The organism is Candidatus Vicinibacter affinis (genome assembly GCA_016714365.1).
In the GTDB taxonomy this organism is placed as follows: Bacteria; Bacteroidota; Bacteroidia; order Chitinophagales; family Saprospiraceae; genus Vicinibacter; species Vicinibacter affinis.
In genome coordinates, this window is record JADJNH010000005.1 from 1,060,176 (window position 1) to 1,080,619 (window position 20,444).

Sequence of the window (20,444 nt, forward strand, 5' to 3'; positions counted from 1 at the left end):
TTAATTTTGAAGTATTTAATTCTTTTCTTGTGCAGCGCGTGGACCCTGTTGACCCATGCCCAAACCGGACCATCAGTCAACGGTCGGATCACGGACGACCAGGGTCTGGCATTGCCTGGCGCAAATGTTTCCATTGTGCGTATTACAGATAGTGTGGTGATGAGAAGTATGCAGACAGAACCGGATGGTAAATTCACCCTGCCATTGCGTCGATCAGGTAGCATCCTCTTAAAATTCAGCTACGTAGGCTATGAGGAAAAGTTACTAAAAATGGAAGTTTTAGAAACAGCTTTAAATCTTGGCGACATTGTCCTGAGAAGTGAAAGCAGGACTCTTAAGGAAATTGAAATTAAAGCCCGCGCGGTAAACGTAGAAAATAAAGGAGACACTACGGAATTCAATGCAAGGTCCTATAAGACCAATCCGGATGCCAATGCAGAAGATTTGGTAACCAAATTGCCTGGAGTGGTAGTGACCGATGGAAAAGTACAGGCACAGGGTGAAGATGTCAAACAAGTAATGGTGGATGGCAGGCCGTTTTTCGGAGAAGATGCCAATGCCGCCTTGCGGAACATGCCCGCTGAGGTAATTGACCGCATTCAGATTTTTGACAGACGGACCGATCAGAGTTTATTTACCGGATTTGATGACGGCAACGGATCCAAAACCATCAACATCACTACAAAACCTGAATTTAGGAACGGCACTTTCGGCCGGGCATGGGCCGGTTATGGAACGGACGACAGATGGAAAACCGGTGCTTCCGTCAATTTTTTTAAGGACAAAAGAAGGATTACCCTGCTGGGTAATCTCAACAACATCAACGAGCAGAATTTTTCATCTGAAGATCTTGCAGGTGTGCTGAGTGGCAGTCAGAGCGGCAATCGAGGCGGTGGACCAGGAAGAGGTGGACCTGGAGGAGGAGGCCGTGGCCCGGGTGGACGAGGTCCCGGCGGATCGGGTGATCAGTTTCTGGTGGACCAAAGAACCGGAATAGTAACCACGAAGGCGTTTGGTCTGAACTATTCTGATAAGTGGGGAAATGCTGAAGTCAGTGGTTCCTATTTTTTCAACAACAGCAACAATATTGCAGAAAACAACCTGATTCGCATTTTTACCAGTCCTGACAATCTAGGTCTCATCTACAGCGAATTAAATAACAGCAGGCTTGACAACACCAACCACCGCGCAAATTTCAGGGCAGAATGGAAAATTGACAGCGCCAATGCATTGATATTTACGCCGAGAATGAGCTTGCAAAATACCAAGACGTTGCAATCTGTTTTTTCTTCCAATGACCTGAATCTGTCACTACTGAACACCAACAACTTCAACAATAATCTGCAGACTGAATACTATAATTTTTCGCTACCGGTTTTGTACAGACATAATTTTAAAATGCCCAGGAGAACAGTCTCTGCACAGTTCAATCCTTCCTGGAATAATGGACTCAACAACAATCTTCTTTTTTCTGTATTGGAGGATCAGATATTTATGTCCACGGATACCCTTGATCAATTGCAAGATACAGAGCGCAAGGGTTCCAACCTGAACAGCAACCTCAGTTACACCGAACCCATAGGAGAAAGAAGCATGATGATGTTAAGTTATACCCATGTGCTCAATAACAATGAATCCGATCAAAAGACTTTTCTTTCCACAGGACAAAATGAAATTTACACCTTGGTGGATACTTCTTTATCCAATGTTTTTAATGCAGATTATCAAAGTCACAATGTAAATCTGAGTTATCGTTATCAGTACAAGGCTATTAATTTTAATGTAGGAACTGCGTATCAATTTGCAGAATTGAAGAATGCACAATTTTTTCCGGCAGAGTTCAATTTAAATCGTCGGTTTCAAAATATCTTACCGGACGCTTCCATGCAATGGAAATTTTCAAGTAGCAAGAATTTAAGATTTAATTATCGCACATCCACCAACCAACCTTCCATACAGCAATTGCAGGAAGTGGCTTCCATTGCCAACAGTCTTTCTGTGAGCAGTGGGAATCCTGAGTTGTTGCAGGATTTTCGTCACAATATTTTTATGCGCTATCAGCAGTCAGATTACATGAAAGGAAATAATTTATTTGCTCTGTTGTCTGTCAGTTTCGCGGATCATTACATTGCAAATGAATATATTATTCCTTCTGCGGACACCTTAATTCTAGGGGATGTGTTGTTAAGTCGGGGCGGGCAATGGGTGCGTCCGGTGAATCTGGATGGCTATCTTTCTTTGCGATCATTTGCAACCTATGGTTTTCCGATTACCGCTGTAAAATGTAATTTAAATTTGAATGGAGGTATCAGTTATGTCATCAGTCCTTCCAAAGTAAATGAAACCATCAACGAAAATAAAAATCTGAGCTCCAACCTTGGATTTGTTTTATCCAGTAACATCAGCAAAACCCTTGACTTTACCCTTTCTGCATCCGTCCTGTTAAACGACTTTAAGAATTCTACATCCCCTGATCAAAATACCACCAACTATACGCAAAATACCGGATTCAAAATTCAATGGCAGATATGGAAGGGTTTGGTTATTCAGACGGATTTGAATTCACAAATCAACAGTGGACTGTCTGATGATCTGAATCAGAATTTTGTCTTATGGAATGCAGCACTTGCATACAAGTTTCTACCCAAGCAGGCGGGAGATCTCAGGTTGAGTGTGTTTGATCTGCTGAATCAAAATATAAGTTTGGTCCGTAATGTAAGAGAGGCTTATTACGAAGATGTGAAGACCAATGTATTGCAGCAGTATGTGATGTTGAGTTTTACTTATAATTTGAAAAGATTCACAGAGAACAAGGCAATGTCAGGAGGCCAGAGAAGGCCGGGACAGTAGTAATTTTCCCGAGGTCCCGGGTGGTTGAATATCCATATTCTTAATTCCAAATTATCTCATGAGTGCCGTTGAAAAATTTAGTCGGCAACAGTTAAAGTAAACTGATTAATTTTGGGTTTAAGTTTAAATTTAGGGTATGCTGACAAATTTTCGTTTTTATGCATATGCGGCAGTGGTGTGCCAATTGCTTACCGGATTGCTGCACTCATTGAGTTTTTTAAACAATCCGGAACCCTCCAATGAACAAGAGAAACAGATGCTTGATCTGATGATGAATTATAAAATGGACATGGGATTTGGAATGATGCGAACTATGTATTCATTGTTTAATTCATTAAGTGCTTGCATGACTCTGATTTGTTTTTTGGGTGGGTTGGTAAATTTATTTTTGCTTAGATCCATGGTTGCATCACCTGTGATTAAAGGAGTCATGGGAATCAATGCATTCATTTTTGGTGTAGGTACCGTCATCATGATTTTATTTGCATTTATGCCACCCATTGTTTGTTTGGGCCTTATTTTTTTATTCTGTTTTCTCGGCTTTTTAATGGCGCCCAAAGGAGTCAAAGAACAGTGAAATATTTAAATGATTTAAATCAAATTACATGCTTTACACTGACTTAAAAGAATTGCCTAAATATTTTGATCGCTACATAAAATTGGTGCCGGAGGACATGCATCTGATGGATGCATTGCATAAATATGGTCCGGAATATTACCGAGCAGATCTAAATATCCTAAATGAAATTGGAGACAGAGTATATGCTGCCGACAAGTGGTCCATCAAAGACATTCTTCAACATTTAATTGATGCGGAAAGGGTCTTTACTTATCGTGCAATGTGTTTCAGCAGAGCTGAGAAAATTCAGCTTCCCAGCTTTGATGAAGATGGCTATGCTAAGGAAGCCAGAGCCACACATCGGCATCTGGAGGATTTATTTGACGAAATGCATTTGTTGCGTCAATCTACCATTGCACTTTTTGCATCATTTGACACGCATCATTTACAAAGCAGTGGACAAACCGTTAGTGCAAGCATCTCTGTTCCTGCCATTGGCTTTACCTTGGCAGGACATTTCATTCATCATAAAAATGTATTGGTGGAGCGTTATTACCCGATCATAAATAAAATTTAAACGGGTCAGGTAAATTTTATTAGGATTAAGTAGAAATAAAGTAGTGTAATAATCTTAGTCATTAAATAAAATTCCATCCTCCTGATCTCATTAATCCCACGCATCACAAAAATCATGGTTCAGACAGTTGACGGGGATTTTGTCTGAACTGGGATTTATGAGATTGTTGGGAATATTGTCTGAACTGGGATTTATGGGATTGTTTGGATTTGTGGGAATGAATATTTTGTCTGAACTGGGAGTTGTGGGATTTTTGGGAGTTGTGGGAAGGAATATTATTTTCTTTTGAATTGTTCAAAGATGTAATATTCTTGACCATGTATAAAATGTCATCGTCTCGATCTCATTAATCCCATGCATCCCAAAAATCATGGTTCAGACAGATTACAGGAATTTTGTCTGAACTGGGATTTATGGGATTATTGGGAGTTGTGGGAATAAAATCATTGTATATTTTGAAGTGATAGCAGATGAAATATTCTTAGTCATGAAAAAAAATTTCATCCTCCTGATCTCATCCATCCCATGCATCCCAAAAATCATGGTTCAGACAGATGACGGGGATTTTGTCTGAACTGTGATTTATGGGATTGTTGGGAGTTGTGGGAAGGAATATTATTTTCTTTTGAATTGATCGAAGATGTACTATTCTTAGTCATGAAATAAAATTCTATCGTCTCGATCTTATTAATCTCACGCATCCCAAAAATCGTGGTTTAGACTTCTGACGTGGATTTTGTCTGAACTGGGATTTATGAGAATTATGGGATTTTTGGGAATAATTATCGTTTTCTCTTCAAATGTTTGAACTTGAAACATCCTCAACATTTAATAAAATTTCATCATCAAGATCTCATCCATCCCATGCATCCCAAAAATCATGGTTCAGACAGATGACGGGGAACTAAGTGTGATGAATTTATAAGTTCATCACTAATTACAAATTCAATACAGGAATTCCCTGAATTTTCTAAAATCAGTGTTTTCCCTGATGAAAGGAGAAGAATGTTGAAATAACTTTGTAGAATTAAATCATTGTTCATACTTTCATAAACTCCCTGCCTATGAAAACGGTGTACCAGAAATCACGATTGCTGGATTGATTTCGGAAATCTGCCTTATATTCTTGTGAAAGAGTTATGGCCAAGGATAGCAGCATATCCGCAATATTTTCTTATTTTTAACTTTCTTAAAATTGAATCATATGAAAACGTATCATGTAGTTCAGAATAATCATAAAGCAAAAACTGGGGGTGTCAAATTAAATATCCTTATATCGTTGGTAATTCTTAATTTCCAAATAATATTTTTTATGTTCGGCAATACTGTAAGGCTTAGTGCCCAAGATACCCTCATCTGTGACAATGGTGGGTTTGAAGATGGGTTTGATTATTATTTTGGAGAAGTAACCAGTTTTCAAACTGGAAGCGACAATTGTACACCTTCTTTTGGGGGTCAACCCTCAACTTGGGTTTCTTCTAGTTTACCCGGTTTCCACAGGTTTAGTATTGTATCCAGCGGAACCGATTCATTGGTCGGTATTCCAATGACAAAATTTGGAAACAAAGCACTCAGGTTAAATCATCCCTATGGTCATAATGACGATTGCACTACAGATTTTGATGTGAATAAAATCGTTAAAAGATTTAAAGTTACACAGACCAATAGGGAATTTACTATTTGGTTTGCTATTGTTTTTGAAAATCCTGGTGTCTCTCATCAAAATTCACAACCCTATTTCAACATTCATTGTGATTTAGCTTCCGGCGGTGATTTGTGTTTTGATGCTAATTTACTTTCTTGCGAACAGAACTTTAGTGATAATTGTCCTTTTGATCCCATTGATGTTTTAAACTGGTCGTGTCATAGAATTTCGATTCCAGAAGATAAAATTGGAAGCATTGCAACCCTTGAAATCTCTTCTTCAGATTGCGGTCAGGGTTGTCATTTCGGATATGCTTACATTGATGGCATTTGCGAAGAATGCACCGGAAGCGCTCTGGGTTCAGCAACTCTCTACAATCAACCAATGAATAACCTTGGACAAGGCATTGATAATTTCAGTTGCAATGGCGATACTTTAACTATTTGTGGTGATTACACTTTACCTTATGTTTGTGGAAACTGGATTTTGGATAGCTTTAAGGTTTTTGGAATTTCTACTTACTCTTATTCTTTAGATACTTCCACAAAGACCTTCTGTATTGATATTCCTTCCACTAGTCTCAATGGAAATTGTAAAGACGTTTTTGTAGAATTAAGCTTTAAGTCCGTAACTAATTATATATTAAAAGCAACCAGCAATAAAATTAATGTTTGTCCAGAAAATTATGCTAAGTATAATATAACGGTAACAACAGGTATATGCCAAAACAATGGAACAACTAATCAACTTTCTGATGATTATTATTATGTAAAAGTTATCCTTGCAAATTTTACAAATACTAACTGGACCATGGAACGAGAGTTAAATGATCCCTATCCAAATGAGACTGGTAAGTATATTATAAAAACAGGATCCGGAAATGGGACAATTAATTTAGGACCTTTACTCATACAAGAAGGCAGTTGGATTCTAAGAATAAATGCCGGCTATTGCACTTATGAATATAATATTCTTCCGCCAGATTTTTGTGGAGAATGTTCTCAATTTAATGGCACCAAAATCAGTAATATAACTTGTCATGACAATGGCACATCAATCAGTTCAGATGATAAATGGTCATTTGATGTCTTTGTTCCAGGAAATTCTGGATCCTATACCATAACTGGATATGGCAATTATTCATTTGGCTCAACTCATACAATTAATGTAGCCGGAAATATTGGTCAAAGTTGCATAGATTTACTATTTACATATGGAAATCAAGGTTGTGATGCAAACTTTGTGATTTGTCCGCCTAGACCATGTTCAGGTAGTACTGAATGTCTCCTAGAAACTTTTGTAACAGAGGTATCGTGTAATCAAGCAAGTACTAATTATTCTGTCAAAATATTAGCACAAGGTGGCTCCGGGCAACTTTGTTATCAAGCAAGGAGTCATGCTACACAAAATATAATTGCACAAGGAAATTTTCCTTCATCAGGAATTCTTGGAGCATTCACAGAAGATGTGGAAATCAAGTTGTTTGTTTGCAATAATTCAGATTGCTATGAATTGAGCTATATTCCTTTTCCGGATTGCAACAATTTAGAATTTCGTACTGCAAAGCAAAGCATAAAATTGAAAGACAAATCAGAATTAATTGTAGTTCCCAATCCAATAATTTCAGACCAAATTGTAATATTATCCGATTTATTACACACTGAGTTGGAAGTATTTAATTGTGCCGGAATACTTTTAACCAAGTTTAGTTTTAAGTCTAATCAATATCATTTTGATTTTAATTATACATCAGGGGTGTACTTTATTCGCTATAAAAATTCCAAAGGAAGTTATTCTTATCTAAAATTTATTAAAAAGTAGTTTAGTTTATTAATTATAGAAGGGCATTAAATTGTCCTTCTATGATTAATATTATAATCTATCGACTCAGAGAGTTAATGTATGATTTATTCTAAATTGAATTTTTATAAAATATTTAATACCATAATATTATTTCAATTAACTTTTTTTGTTTATTCTCAGAATAAAAAATGCACTCAATTTGATACTAATAGTTGTTTTACAATAAATACTTACAATAGTAAATCTTTTATAATTGAAAAAAAAATAGAGAGTTTGGATACGATAACTTCCACCCAGACTCCAATTATTGCAGATGTAGATGGTGATTGCATTCCAGAAATAATAGTCACTGGAAAAAATGATAGAAATATTATAATTATTGATTCAAAGACTGGAATAAAGAAGAAGGAGATTGTTACACCATTTATTTCTTCAACTTTTTGTCCCTTTGTTATTGCAGATGTAAATAATGACAGTAATGTTGAAATTTTTTTCGTGGCCCAAGCCAACTCTCCTAATTCTAACAATATCTATGGTAAGATATTTTGTTATTCTTCAAATGGAGACTCCTTATGGATGTCCAACGCAAGAACGGATCTATATTCACATACAAGAGAAAAATTTGTTGGATTATTAGGTTTGGCTGATTTCAATCAGGATGGAATCCCAGAAATTTACACTAATAATAAGATTTTTAATGCTCAGACCGGAGTCTTATTAGCAGATGGCGGGGTAAATGGTATTGGGTTTGATTTTTCCAATGTAGGCGTTGGTTTTATTCCAAAAACCATTAGTGTTGCAGCTCAATTGGACTCAGATATCAATGACTTAGAACTTGCTGCAGGTTATTCGATTTACAAGGTTATTATTACCAATATAAATGGCATCAATGGAAATTCGATGACTCCAATTAATATTGTCGTAAATGGAGAATATAAAGATGGTTTTACATCAATTGCTGATATAAATAGTGACGGTATTTTAGATGTTGTGGTTTCCAGTCCTGGTTTTAGTGGTCAAGCTGTACTTTATGCCTATTGTATTATAAATAATACACCTATTCTTTTATCTCAAACAAGACCAACTTCAATTGGTTATATCAGAATGGGTCCGGCAACAATTAGCAAATTAAATAAAAATAGCAATCCGTCTATCATTATTGCAATTGAGTACAGATTGCAAGCTTATATATACAATGGTATCAACACTTTTAAGTCACTATGGATGATTAACACTCAAGACACTGGCGCACACAATGGATTGACTTTGTTCGATTTCAATAATGATGGGATTGAAGAGATTCTCTATCGTGATGAAACGGATTTGCTTGTCATCGATGGTTCAAAACCAGTTCCTAGTTTAATTTCAAAGATTCCTTGTCTGGCAGCCACTTTAGGAGAGAACCCTGTTGTTGCTGATTTAGACAATTCAGGTCACTCTCAAATTTGTATTCCTTGTGGATTCATCTCTGATGATTATTATGGTCGCATTACCATCTTCGGTCCTCCCGACTCTCTCCCAGGATGGGCGCCTGCCAGAGGCATCTGGAATCAATACGCTTACAATCCCCTCCAGATCAACGACGACCTTACTGTGCCACGCGTACAGAAGAATCAGGCAACTTACATGAATGGTAAGTACAACAACTTCATGCAACAAGAATCTTATGTGGATTCTAATGGCTTTGTTAAAAAACCTGCCGCAAGTCTTACCGGAAAGATCCAATGCATAAACTATGATCCCATCACAAAAATTTACACCATTACTTTTGATTTATTCAATCGCAAGGATGCTTCTGCTGCGGCAGATTCCAATCTGGCGATTTCTTTTTTTAATGGTGATCCTACCGGTGCCGGAACCTTGATCGGCCATTATTATACGCTGAGATCCATTTATCCGGGAGACAGTTTGCTGAATCTGGAATTTAAATTTTCTGCCGGCAATCTTTCAGATCTGTTTATGGTGATCAACTCGGTACGCAATACCCCGGGCACTTTTGGAGATGAAGATTTTCTACAGGCAGAATGTGATTACACGGACAATATTTTCCGTACAATTGATCTTCCGAAGATTGACAGTATTCATGCAATGATTTGCAAGGGATCCTCTTACATGTTTTTGGATACCAGCATCGTGGATGCAGGTAAGTATTATCGCAAGCTAAGTTCTGTAAAAGGATGTGATAGTTTAATTACGATATTGGATCTGACGACAGCTGATACCATTTACATCAATCAATCCATTCAAACTTGCGATGTATACTTCTGGAACCATCAGACCTTGACACAGACGGGCATTTATCGCTTTGATACCATTAATCAATTTGGTTGCGACAGCATCGTTAACCTGGATCTAACGATCCACCCATCCAATGCAACAAACATCAGACACACTGCTTGCGATGCATACAGCTGGAATGGACAAACCTACGATACCGGTGGAATCTATTCGTACAGAACAAAAAATAGTTTCGGCTGCGACAGCACCGTAACGCTGGAACTCACTCTTCAATATTCCGATTCAAACCGTGTGCAAATCGAAACCTGTAATTCATTTGTTTGGAATGGAAGAACCTATACCCAGAGTGGTATGTACACACTGGACACCGTCAATCAATTCGGATGTGACAGTGTGGTGCAATTAAATCTTAGCATAAATTCTCAGATCAATAAAACCATTGTTCAAACTTCTTGTGATGCTTATCAATGGAACGGGCGCAATTACAGTCAATCAGGAATTTATACGGATACGACACAAAGTTCCAAAGGATGCGACAGCATCACTACCCTGCAACTAACCATCAATAAATCCAACAGTTCAAATACGGTGCACACAACTTGCGACCGCTATGTATGGAATGGAAATACTTATACACAAAGTGGTACATATACTTTTCAAACACAGAATGCAAAGGGTTGTGACAGCACTGCTACTTTGCAACTGACTATTTCAAATTCAAGTCAATCGGTAAGCAATCGTACAAGTTGCGATGAATACAGCTGGAACAATGTAAATTATACACAAAGTGGAACGTATCAATACAACACAATTAATTCATCAGGCTGTGACAGCACGGCAGTTTTAAATTTGGTCATACATAAGTCGGATAGTTTGCTGCAAAAACAAACAGCCTGCGAGACTTTTCTCTGGAATAATGTCACGTACACACAATCAGGAAAATATATTTTTCAGACAATCAATCAATATGGCTGCGACAGCATCATTACTTTGGATTTAAACATTGTTTCATCTACTAAAAAAGATACTTCCATTACCATTTGCGACAGCATAATGTTTCTGGGTAAAACATTGGCCAGCACAGGAAACTATTCCTTTCCACTAACCAATGCGGCGGGTTGTGATTCCGTCGTAAATCTGAATTTGAAAATCAACTCCAACTATTATAAACAAAATGTTACAAGATGTGATGGATACGTCTGGGATTTGAATGGTAAAAAGTTTGACACTTCCGGAATGTATTCAGAAAAATATACAAACAGCTCAGGTTGTGATTCTATTTATCATTTGGAATTAACCATCCATCCGAAGTATGAATTCACACAACAGGCAGAAGCATGTAAACAATACCGGTGGCCACTCAACAATCAATTGCTTACAGAATCTGGCCTGTACACCATTCCACTCAAAACCCATCAGGGCTGTGATTCCATTCTCAGTTTGGATCTTAAAATAAATGAAGATTTTGAAAAACGGGATACGGTCATCACAGATACGACCTACACATGGCCCGTCAATGCACAGACCTATGACAAGTCCGGAACGTATCAAGAGTCCTTCCGTTCGACGGTAGGTTGTGATTCGCTCCACTACCTGTATCTGCTCATCAAAAAGAATTACGGAATCTACTATCCGAATGTAATCCACCCAGGTGGGGTGAACAATGGATTTACATTATTCGATGATGGATCGACCATTGCACAGATCACAAAATTATCGATCTACGATCGCTGGGGATCGCAGGTATGGCAACAAGAAAACTTCGCTGCCAATGATCCCTCGCAGGGCTGGGACGGCAGCTTTAAGGGCAAAGCAGTCATTCCGGGCGTATATGTGTGGCATGCACAATTGACCCTGCAGGATGGATCGGTGATCTCCTGGCAGGGAGAGGTGACGGTGGTGAGATAATCACGAATAGTTATCGAATAAGAAATTCAGGTCGGCCTTTTTCATTTTAGCTTAAACTGATTTAAAAAGCGCTAAGAACAAAATACTGTTTGAGCTCGCATGCAGATAAGCAAATATATTTATGACAGTAAGGCCTAGAGCTATAATTGCTGCTTAAGGCGAGTTTATTTTGTTTAGCTTTTTAATTTAGTTTTAGCGTTAAGAAATGAAAACAGCCTTGATTTTTTTTGGTTCTTTTTTGTATCAAAACAAAAAAGAACAAAGTTAATAGGAAGGAACTCAGGACAACTTTTGTGAAAAACGGGGTCCTCAAAACTGGTTCATCCCCAAGTTTTGACTTGACCTATTTAAACGCTCTTTTTATAAAAAAAATGCCTGAAAAAGCAGCTCACTCTTTCAGGCATTTTAATTTTATAAATTTTATTTTATCTCCAGACAGGATTAAATTCTGTACGTCTGTTGGACTTGCGTCCTTCGCTGGTTTTATTGTCACCTATCGGTTTGGATTCGCCATAACCGGAGGCCATTAACCTTGAAGCAACAATTCCCTTACTGGTAATGTAATTCATACATGCGTTTGCTCTTCGCTCAGATAATTTCTGGTTGTTGACATCTTCGCCTACATCGTCTGTATGACCTTCGATGTTTAACATCATCTCCGGATATTTTTTAAGTACGTTGATTACGTCATTCAGATTTTTGTAAGATGCTTTTGTCAGCGTTGCAGTTCCGGTGGTAAACTGAACATTGCGCATCGCAACATCCAACACTTTCTTGTCTTCTTTTTTGATCTCAGGACAACCGTTATTGGCTGCGATACCCGGAGTATTTGGACACTTGTCTAAATTGTCTGCGAGTCCATCACCATCGGTATCCGGGCAACCATTGAATTTGCCGGGCGTATCAGGACACGGATCCTTAGCGTCTTCCACTCCGTCTTTATCGCGGTCATTCGGACAACCAGCGTTGGAAGCGGGGCCGGGCTCATTAGGACATTTGTCATCTTTGTCTGCAATGCCATCGCGGTCGCTGTCCGGGCAACCCATCAGGGTTCCTGCAATCTGAGGGCATTTATCATCTTTGTCTGCTACACCATCCTTATCACTGTCCGGACAACCTTTCAAGGTTCCAGCCAGGTCAGGGCACATATCGTCAACATCATACACGCCATCCTTGTCTCTGTCAGAAGGACAACCCATATTTTCAACCACTCCGGCAAGATTCGGGCATTTGTCATCCATATCGGAAATGCCATCTCCGTCTGCATCAGGACAGCCCATTACCGTTCCAGGAACTTCCGGACACTTGTCCGTTTTATCCGGAACTCCATCCTTGTCGGTGTCTTTAGCTTTGCATCCGAGATTGGCCCTTACACCAAGGGCATATTGATAGTTGTCATAACCATCTTTGAAAGAATAGCGGTAATCGCCCTGAGCTACTACACTGAATTGATCGCTGATCCTGAAATCCAGCCCGAGGCCCACAGGAGCCTGCACATAAAAATTGTCAAAATTTTGCAATGCACCACCGATCCCTCCGTAGAAAAAAGGAGAAATACCCTTGCCCCTCCACAGATGCAAATTGAGCAAAGCGTCCACTCCTGTATAGAATTGGGCGTCCGTGTATCGATCAACACCGTTGGTCACTTTATTAAAAATAGGAAAATTTGCAATGCCTATTCTGAACGGCACACCCAATGAAATCATGTTTCCAAAATGTCTGTTGTAACCAACTTCAAATGCATTGGTCAAATCTGTGAACATGCCTTTGTTGTCGTTATGAGGGGCTTTGTAGTTGATCCAAACCGGCTTCAAAGTGAGGGTATTCACCGGAAGGTCTTGTGCAGAAAGCATCGCAACGAGAGCCAGTGAAAAAATCAGGGAACAAAATCTTCGTTTCATTTTTTGTTAAATTAGGTGATAAAATTAAAAAGGGCACAAACCACAGTTCAGATTGTGGGATGTAACAATTACTTTCAAATATGGTACTGTTTTGCTTGTTTTTCCATGATTTTATGGATTATTTTAAACCACAAGCCCGGGATTGCCGCCAACATCATACTTCCCGGATAACCGGTTGGTAATTTATGAGACTCTTCCTGAGGATTTAATTGATAGTAAGGCTTGCTGGAATGTTGATGATGATCGGCATGCCGAGATAATTCAAATAAAGCAATTCTTCCAATCAGCTTTTCAGAATCCCAGGCATGTGCAGCGCGGACTTGTTCGAAGGACCCATTGGGCAGTTTTTGTCTTTCTAATCCGTAGTGTTCGATGTAATTTACGGTCTCCAGCAAAACGATGCTCACCAAGGAGGACAGCGCCAAAATTCCCACTCCCGACCAACCAAATGCATACCACACCAAAAAATAGTAAGCCAGGATGATCAGATGGTACAAAGGCATTATGGGAACAAGGCTGGCATTGCGTTTTTGTAACTCGCTACTGATATGCCAGGCATGTAAGTAACCTTGTCCACTGCTGCGAAGCCAAAACCTGTAAAGGCTCTCTCCTTTTCTGGCAGTGGCAGGATCATTTGGTGTAGCCACTTGCTTGTGATGCCCATAATTGTGCTCCAGATAAAAATGAAGAAAACTACACGGCAGCAACAACAAATGGGCTGCAAACTTGTACAAAGCGGAGGATCTGTGTCCCAATTCGTGACCTACATTAATCCCAATCACACCACCACAGATACCCAATCCAATAATAAGACCCAGTGCCTGAAAGGAAAAGACATCCTGATTTTTTAAAGCCTCAAAAACCCTAAACTGAAGGCCGTACAGTAAGGGAATGCACAAAAACAAGGTCATATCAAATGCCCATCCATCGGGACTTTTAAAATCATGCACTTTGTGATTGGCCGGAATGATCCATTCCACGAGGGGAATGAGCCCGAATGCATAGAGGAAAGTTGCCCAGGAAGCCCATGTTACTTGATAGGTAGACCACCAGCATACCAGGGGTACCGAAAATACAAATAAATATTGAAGACTGTATAAAGGGTTCTGGAGGATCATTGAATACCTTTGCACCTGATTTAAATTTAAAGTCATTGGACAATTTACAAAAGTATCATAAAAAGTCAGATGATAAAATATTCAGCAGTCATTTGATTGGTGATCCCAATGGCTTTCATGCCATCATCAGCAATTATGGTGCAAAGCTGATCAGCTTATTCGTTCCGGATGCACATGGCCAGCTTGCAGATGTGGTGGCAGGCTATGACACCATTGAGGAATACCTGAAGGGGTGTCCGTACTATGGCGCCATCTGCGGAAGGTACGCCAACAGGATCGCATATGGCAAATTTTCTTTGGGTATGAAAAAATACCAATTGGATACCAACCTTCCACCCCATATGTTGCACGGGGGCAGTAAGGGCATTCAATCCCATGTATGGGCGTGGACAGAACAAACTGAAAAAATCGCAGCGCTGAAATTGGGGAGTCCTGATGGAGACATGGGTTTTCCCGGCAGTCTGGAGATCACAATCAAATATTCCATTGAATCTGATCACAGTCTCCTGATTGAATACCAAGCCACTTCAGATCAGGATACGGTCATCAATCTTGCGACACATTCCTATTTCAACCTGCGCGGGAAGGGAGATATTTTAAATCATAGATTGCAGATTTCCGCTCATCAGATCACAGAAATCGATCAGGATTGCATTCCCACCGGAAGACTGATTTCGATAACTGATACGCCTCTTGATTTCCGCAAAGAAAAAGAAATCGGATCCGAAATAAATTCGGGCCATTCCTTAATGCGATGGACGAATGGTTATGATCATAATTTTGTGTTGGATGAAGGCAATCATCAAGATAAGCAGGCCGCAGTTTTATCAGATCTGGATTCCGGAAGACGCATGATCATTTCCACCAGTCAGCCTGGATTGCAATTGTATACCTGCAACTGGGGCGCAGATACCGATGCCGGGAAAAATGGTTCTATTTATCAGGCCAGATCTTTTGTTTGTCTGGAGCCCCAGCATTTTCCGGACAGTCCGAATCATTCTGCTTTTCCGGATACTACTTTAAAAGTCGGCGATACTTATCAACATTGGTGCCGCTATCGGTTTGAAAATTTTAAAACATTATGAAATTACATCGGGTACTGGTTGCTGCGGTCATTGATGCGGTAGAGCGAATTCTTGCAGAGGGACAATATGCAGATCGCGTCATCGAAAAACTGCTCAGGTCTAATCCGCAATGGGGTGCAAGGGACAGGGCTTTTCTTGCGGAGAGTTGTTACAACCTTGTCCGTTATTGGAGATTGTATAAATTTTGCAGCCGAGATCAAAAAAACAACTGGCGCATTTTCGAAAGTTATCTGGTACTAAAAAAAATACCCTTGCCGGATTGGGAAGAATTTAAGAATTGCGACAAAGAGAAAATCATGCAGAAATTCCAGGAAGCTCAGGCCATACGATGCATCCGAGAATCTCTGCCGGACTGGTTGGATTCATTGGGGGAAAAGGAGCTCGGGGAAAATTGGGATCGCGAACTTGCGGCCTTGAATGAAGAAGCCCGCGTGGTCCTCCGCTGCAATACACTGAAAGTTCAGAGGCCCGTCTTAAAAGAAATTTTGCAAAAAGAAGGAATCATCTGCCATACTCCCGAAAGCCATCCGGATGCGCTGGTCCTCGATCAACGAAAAAATGTGTTTAAATCGGAATATTTTAAAAAGGGCTTTTTTGAGGTCCAGGACGCTTCTTCACAGTTGGTGGCTCCTTACCTTGATGTATCGCCCGGTATGCGCGTAGTGGATGCCTGTGCAGGCGCAGGGGGCAAGTCATTGCATCTTGCAGCCTTGATGCAGAACAAAGGGAGCTTAATATGTCTGGATACGGAAGAGTGGAAACTGAACGAATTGAAACTGCGTGCCCGGCGCAATGGCGTATCGGTCATCGAGACCCGAAAAATTGAAAATAACAAAACGATCAAACGACTTTACGGTACAGCAGATCGCCTTTTGCTGGATGTTCCATGCAGTGGATTGGGAGTGCTCAGACGAAATCCGGATGCCAAATGGAAACTCAACAAAGAATACATCGACCGCATGAGAAAAAATCAGGAAGAAATTCTTCAGTCCTATGCCAAAATTCTCAAACCCGGCGGTAAACTCGTGTATGCCACCTGCAGCATGCTGCCTTCTGAAAATCAGGAACAGGTGGCTAGATTTTTAAACAACAATCCATCCTTTGTTTTGGAACAGGATCTGGCAGTCTCCCCTGCAGACAGCGGCTTTGATGGCTTCTACATGGCAAGAATTGTACATCATAAAAATCCAGCGGATGTCAACTCTTAAATAAGTTGACCCGGATTTATATTACCATGCAGAATTGCTCTTTGGTTAACACACCAAACCCTATGCAAATTTTAATGAGTCAAATAAATTTTATAGGGATTAACTAGAATTTAATCATCCTTATAGCTGATTAAATAGATTCCAATACTTCATATAGCTATCGAATATGAAATTCAGCCCGGCCTTTTTCATTTTAGCTAAAACTGATTTAAAAAGCGTTCAAAACAAAATACTGTTTGAGCTTGCTTGCAGATGAGCAAATAAATATATGACAGTAAGGCCTGGAGCTATTGCTGGTGCTTTAGGCGAGTTTATTTTGTTTAGCTTTTTAAGTTAGTTTTAGCGTTAAGAAATGAAAACAGCCTTGATTTTTTTGGTTCTTTTTTGTATCAAGTTTATAACAGCGGCTCCGCTCTCAATCCTTTAAAGTAACTTGCGAGATGTAAAGCAGTGTTTACAAAAACCGTTTTTTGTTATGGTGCTCGCAGCCCCTTATCAAGTTTGGTAGTGTTCTTTGAATGACAATCCATTTTGGTGGTTCGCCTTTGGCGAAACCCCGTTTAAACTTATACGATAATTACTCAGAACCTTAACACTGCTTTCGTTTTATTCACTTTAAAATTTTAAGAAAATGAAAGAAAAAAAACAAAAGCATTTCCGATTATTTATCCTAACGCGGCAGGTATAGATATATCAAGCAAAGAACATTATGTAGCAGTTAATCCTGAATCCACTGAAAAACCAATAAGAGCCTTTGGCGCCTTTACTGAAGACTTACACGCCCTAGTTGTGTTTTTAAAAGAATGCAAAGTAGATACAGTTGCTATGGAGGCTACCGGTATTTACTGGGTAAGTTTATTTTTAGTATTAGAAGATGCGGGTTTTGATGTTGTATTAGTTACAGCTAAACATGTAAAAAATGTAAGAGGAAAGAAAACAGATGTTAGCGATGCTGATTGGATACGTCAATTACACAGTTGCGGATTATTATCTGCAAGTTTTCAACCCGATAAGTTTACTCGTAAATTAAGAGCATATATGCGTCATCGAAAAAATTTAATTGAAATGTCAGCTACACATATTCGCATGATGCATAAAGCTTTAGAACAAATGAATATTAAAATACAACATGTTATTGCGGATATTACAGGTAAATCTGGACAAGAGATCATAAAATCCATCATAGCTGGTGAACGAAACGCAGAGATATTAGCATCTTGTTGCGATAGTAGAATTAGAGCTCATAAAAAAGAGGGTATTATAAAATCCTTAACGGGGGTTTGGAAAGAAGAACACGTTTTTGAACTAGAGCAAAGTTATTCAATATATCAATTCTATCATGCTTTAAGCTAAAGGAATGCGATGCTAAAATAGAAGAGCATCTTCGTGAAAAATCCGGAGTAGATACATTTGTGGAGCCCCAAAAAAAGAAAAGAGTAATAAAAATAATTTGAATTTTAACGGAAAGGAAATGTTGTACGAACTAACGGGGACGGATTTAGCAGAAATTTTTGGGATTACGGAAACAAATGCTATAGAAATTATAAGCGAAGTCGGATTAGATATGAGTAAATGGCCAACGGTAAAACACTTTACATCATGGTTAAACTTAGCCCCGAATAATAAAATATCAGGAGGGAAAGTATTAAGTAGCCGGATTCCAAAAAGAAAAACCACGCAGGTCAAATATTTAGAATGGCGGCGTTTGCCATACAGCGTAGCAAAAATTGGTTAGCGATGTTTTATAATCGTATAAAAGCAAAAAATGGGGCGCCAAAAGCAATTGTTGCGACTGCAAGAAAAATTGCGGCTATTTTTTATAAAATGATAAAAGAAAGGGTTAAATTTAACCCAATACCAATCGAAAAATATATGGATGGGTTTAAAGAAAATCAAATTAAGAAGTTAAAACGACAAGCTAAAAACCTTGGTTTACAGATAGTTGAAATGTAGTTACTTAAGAGACAAAAAAGAACAATCATAATGGAATGGAATTTAGTTCAACTTTAGTGAATAACGCGGAATACGCAAAACTGGTTTCTCCCTAAATTTTTGACTTAACCCATTTTAATTAGGCAGGCACAATGCGTTGGTAGACAATTCACCACTCGGTATAGGCCAGATGTAATTTTTGGCAGTGACAGGAACAGCAGGTGCTGTACCTATGCTGCCTGTCTTGGCGGGCAACGGCAATACGTTCCGCTGTAAATCCTGCAATCTGAGTCCTTCACCCAAAAACTCAATCCTCCTTTCTGTCCAGATGCTGTTTAGCAAACTGTCCGCTGAATTTATCTTTTCATCCGGAAATACATAGTTTGGATTGGAGCGGTTTCTCACTGCTTTCAGTAAAGCAGCCCCCAAAGCCAAATCGTTTGTTCTGGTAGCAGCCTCTGCATAATTCAACATCACTTCAGCGTAACGCATGACCGGTACATAGTCTCTAAAAGGCGCAGTCGTGATTGCAAATTTTCTCAATACTTTTTGCTTGGCGGCATTTGTTCCGATTAGGGTGGATCTGGCATCCTGCGCATCTGACAATGCAGGATTACTGACAATACCTAAAGTCGCCAGAAAAATAATTGGTTGTGCCAGATAATTAAATGCCAGTGAAAATTGAGAGGCCGGTGTTTCTGTATTTGAATTGGCAAAAGGTATAAAAAATATGGCCTCTGCACCGGTGTAGCTACCTGTGAATATGTTCACGAAGGAAGCTTCCAGATTGTGTGAAAGGCTTCCGGCAGTATATTTATACGGTGGTGCGTTTGGAACAAGTTTTGCAGATTCCTGCATTACTTTTTGATAATCGGATTGATTCAGAAATACTCTTGTTTTTAAGGCAATGGCTGAGCTCTTATGTGCTCTGGAAGTATTGAGCAATGGAGTAGCATAGGCAACCGGTAGATCTGCTTCTGCTTCATTGAGGTCTTTAATAATTTGTGTGTAAATTTCTTCTACGGAACTTCTAGCCAAATCATTGAAACCAAGACTGGTGATGGGACTTAGTCTAAGCGGTAATCCCAGTGCAGCCTTATCCAGGTTATAGGGTTTGGCATAAGTTTGCAGCAGACTTAAATAGCTTAAGGCTCTTACAAATTTTGCTTCTGCAACATACAGTTTTGCAAGGCTGTCGGAAATTACTTTGGTTTGTTGCAACTGGTTAATTAGAACATTTGCTGAATTGATTGCACGGTAGCCTGCCGCCCACACATTGTTGATGTATTCATTGGTAGAAGCCACGTTCTGATTCCAAACTGCAGAACCCGTTGCCGCATTCCCATCATTCTGTCCGAATTCATCAGCACGTTGTTCGTTGAATACAATAAATCTTCCACCATAAAAAATGGAATTTTGCAATTGACTGTACAGATTGTTGACCTGAGCCAATATTTTACCCGGCGTGCTGAATGCATTTTTTTCATCCACGCTGGTCTTCGAAGTGGTGTCAAGGAAATCATCATTGCAGGCAGTAAAAAACAGACTGACAACGACAAGTGAACTCAACAAAGTCTTAGATAATTTATTTAGATTTTTCATGATTTTCGACAAATAGAT

At 39.3% G+C, this 20,444-nt stretch carries 13 protein-coding genes; 10 read left to right on the forward strand and 3 right to left on the reverse strand.

Annotated elements, in window-relative coordinates; all coding sequences use genetic code 11:
• The first annotated feature begins 6 nt into the window (after window positions 1-6).
• From IPJ53_04375 to IPJ53_04395, 5 genes are all read left to right on the forward strand, one after another.
• Window positions 7-2,850, forward strand: coding sequence for an outer membrane beta-barrel protein (locus IPJ53_04375; GenBank protein MBK7798326.1), 2,844 nt, complete (start codon window positions 7-9; stop codon window positions 2,848-2,850).
• Window positions 2,851-2,986: 136 nt separating this feature from the next.
• The gene (locus tag IPJ53_04380; protein MBK7798327.1) at window positions 2,987-3,427 is read left to right on the forward strand and encodes a hypothetical protein; all 441 of its coding nucleotides are present in this window, start codon (window positions 2,987-2,989) and stop codon (window positions 3,425-3,427) included.
• Window positions 3,428-3,455: 28 nt separating this feature from the next.
• Window positions 3,456-3,986 (forward strand): DinB family protein, encoded by a 531-nt coding sequence (locus tag IPJ53_04385; GenBank protein MBK7798328.1) that lies wholly within the window; start codon window positions 3,456-3,458, stop codon window positions 3,984-3,986.
• Between the two features lie 1,204 nt (window positions 3,987-5,190).
• The gene (locus IPJ53_04390; GenBank protein MBK7798329.1) at window positions 5,191-7,452 is read left to right on the forward strand and encodes a T9SS type A sorting domain-containing protein; all 2,262 of its coding nucleotides are present in this window, start codon (window positions 5,191-5,193) and stop codon (window positions 7,450-7,452) included.
• Window positions 7,453-7,707: 255 nt separating this feature from the next.
• On the forward strand, window positions 7,708-11,580 hold the full coding sequence (locus IPJ53_04395) for a gliding motility-associated C-terminal domain-containing protein (GenBank protein ID MBK7798330.1): 3,873 nt from the start codon (window positions 7,708-7,710) through the stop codon (window positions 11,578-11,580).
• Between the two features lie 425 nt (window positions 11,581-12,005).
• On the opposite strand, the gene IPJ53_04400 is transcribed toward IPJ53_04395, so the two are convergent.
• Window positions 12,006-13,481: an OmpA family protein gene (locus tag IPJ53_04400; protein MBK7798331.1), complete on the reverse strand. Its 1,476-nt coding sequence runs from the start codon at window positions 13,479-13,481 to the stop codon at window positions 12,006-12,008.
• Window positions 13,482-13,555: 74 nt separating this feature from the next.
• Window positions 13,556-14,635 carry an alkane 1-monooxygenase gene (locus IPJ53_04405; protein ID MBK7798332.1) on the reverse strand — a complete coding sequence of 360 codons (1,080 nt, stop codon included), beginning with the start codon at window positions 14,633-14,635 and terminating at the stop codon, window positions 13,556-13,558.
• Between IPJ53_04405 and IPJ53_04410 the strand changes: the two genes are divergently transcribed.
• The 5 genes from IPJ53_04410 to IPJ53_04430 all read left to right on the forward strand — a co-directional run bounded on the left by IPJ53_04410 (window position 14,635) and on the right by IPJ53_04430 (window position 18,845).
• Window positions 14,635-15,684: a galactose mutarotase gene (locus IPJ53_04410; GenBank protein ID MBK7798333.1), complete on the forward strand. Its 1,050-nt coding sequence runs from the start codon at window positions 14,635-14,637 to the stop codon at window positions 15,682-15,684. The genes IPJ53_04405 and IPJ53_04410 overlap by 1 nt on opposite strands.
• Window positions 15,681-16,892 carry an RsmB/NOP family class I SAM-dependent RNA methyltransferase gene (locus IPJ53_04415; protein MBK7798334.1) on the forward strand — a complete coding sequence of 404 codons (1,212 nt, stop codon included), beginning with the start codon at window positions 15,681-15,683 and terminating at the stop codon, window positions 16,890-16,892. The genes IPJ53_04410 and IPJ53_04415 overlap by 4 nt, the downstream gene beginning before the upstream one ends.
• A gap of 660 nt (window positions 16,893-17,552) precedes the next feature.
• Window positions 17,553-18,245, forward strand: coding sequence for an IS110 family transposase (locus tag IPJ53_04420; GenBank protein ID MBK7798335.1), 693 nt, complete (start codon window positions 17,553-17,555; stop codon window positions 18,243-18,245).
• A 118-nt stretch (window positions 18,246-18,363) separates the two neighbouring features.
• Window positions 18,364-18,627, forward strand: a complete 264-nt coding sequence (locus tag IPJ53_04425) for an IS110 family transposase (protein MBK7798336.1) — start codon at window positions 18,364-18,366, stop codon at window positions 18,625-18,627.
• 2 nt (window positions 18,628-18,629) lie between these two features.
• Window positions 18,630-18,845, forward strand: coding sequence for a hypothetical protein (locus IPJ53_04430; GenBank protein ID MBK7798337.1), 216 nt, complete (start codon window positions 18,630-18,632; stop codon window positions 18,843-18,845).
• A 114-nt stretch (window positions 18,846-18,959) separates the two neighbouring features.
• Here IPJ53_04430 and IPJ53_04435 read toward each other — a convergent pair whose 3' ends face one another.
• Entirely contained in the window at window positions 18,960-20,426 is a 1,467-nt protein-coding gene (locus tag IPJ53_04435; protein ID MBK7798338.1) for a RagB/SusD family nutrient uptake outer membrane protein, read from the reverse strand.
• Between the last annotated feature and the right edge of the window lie 18 nt (window positions 20,427-20,444).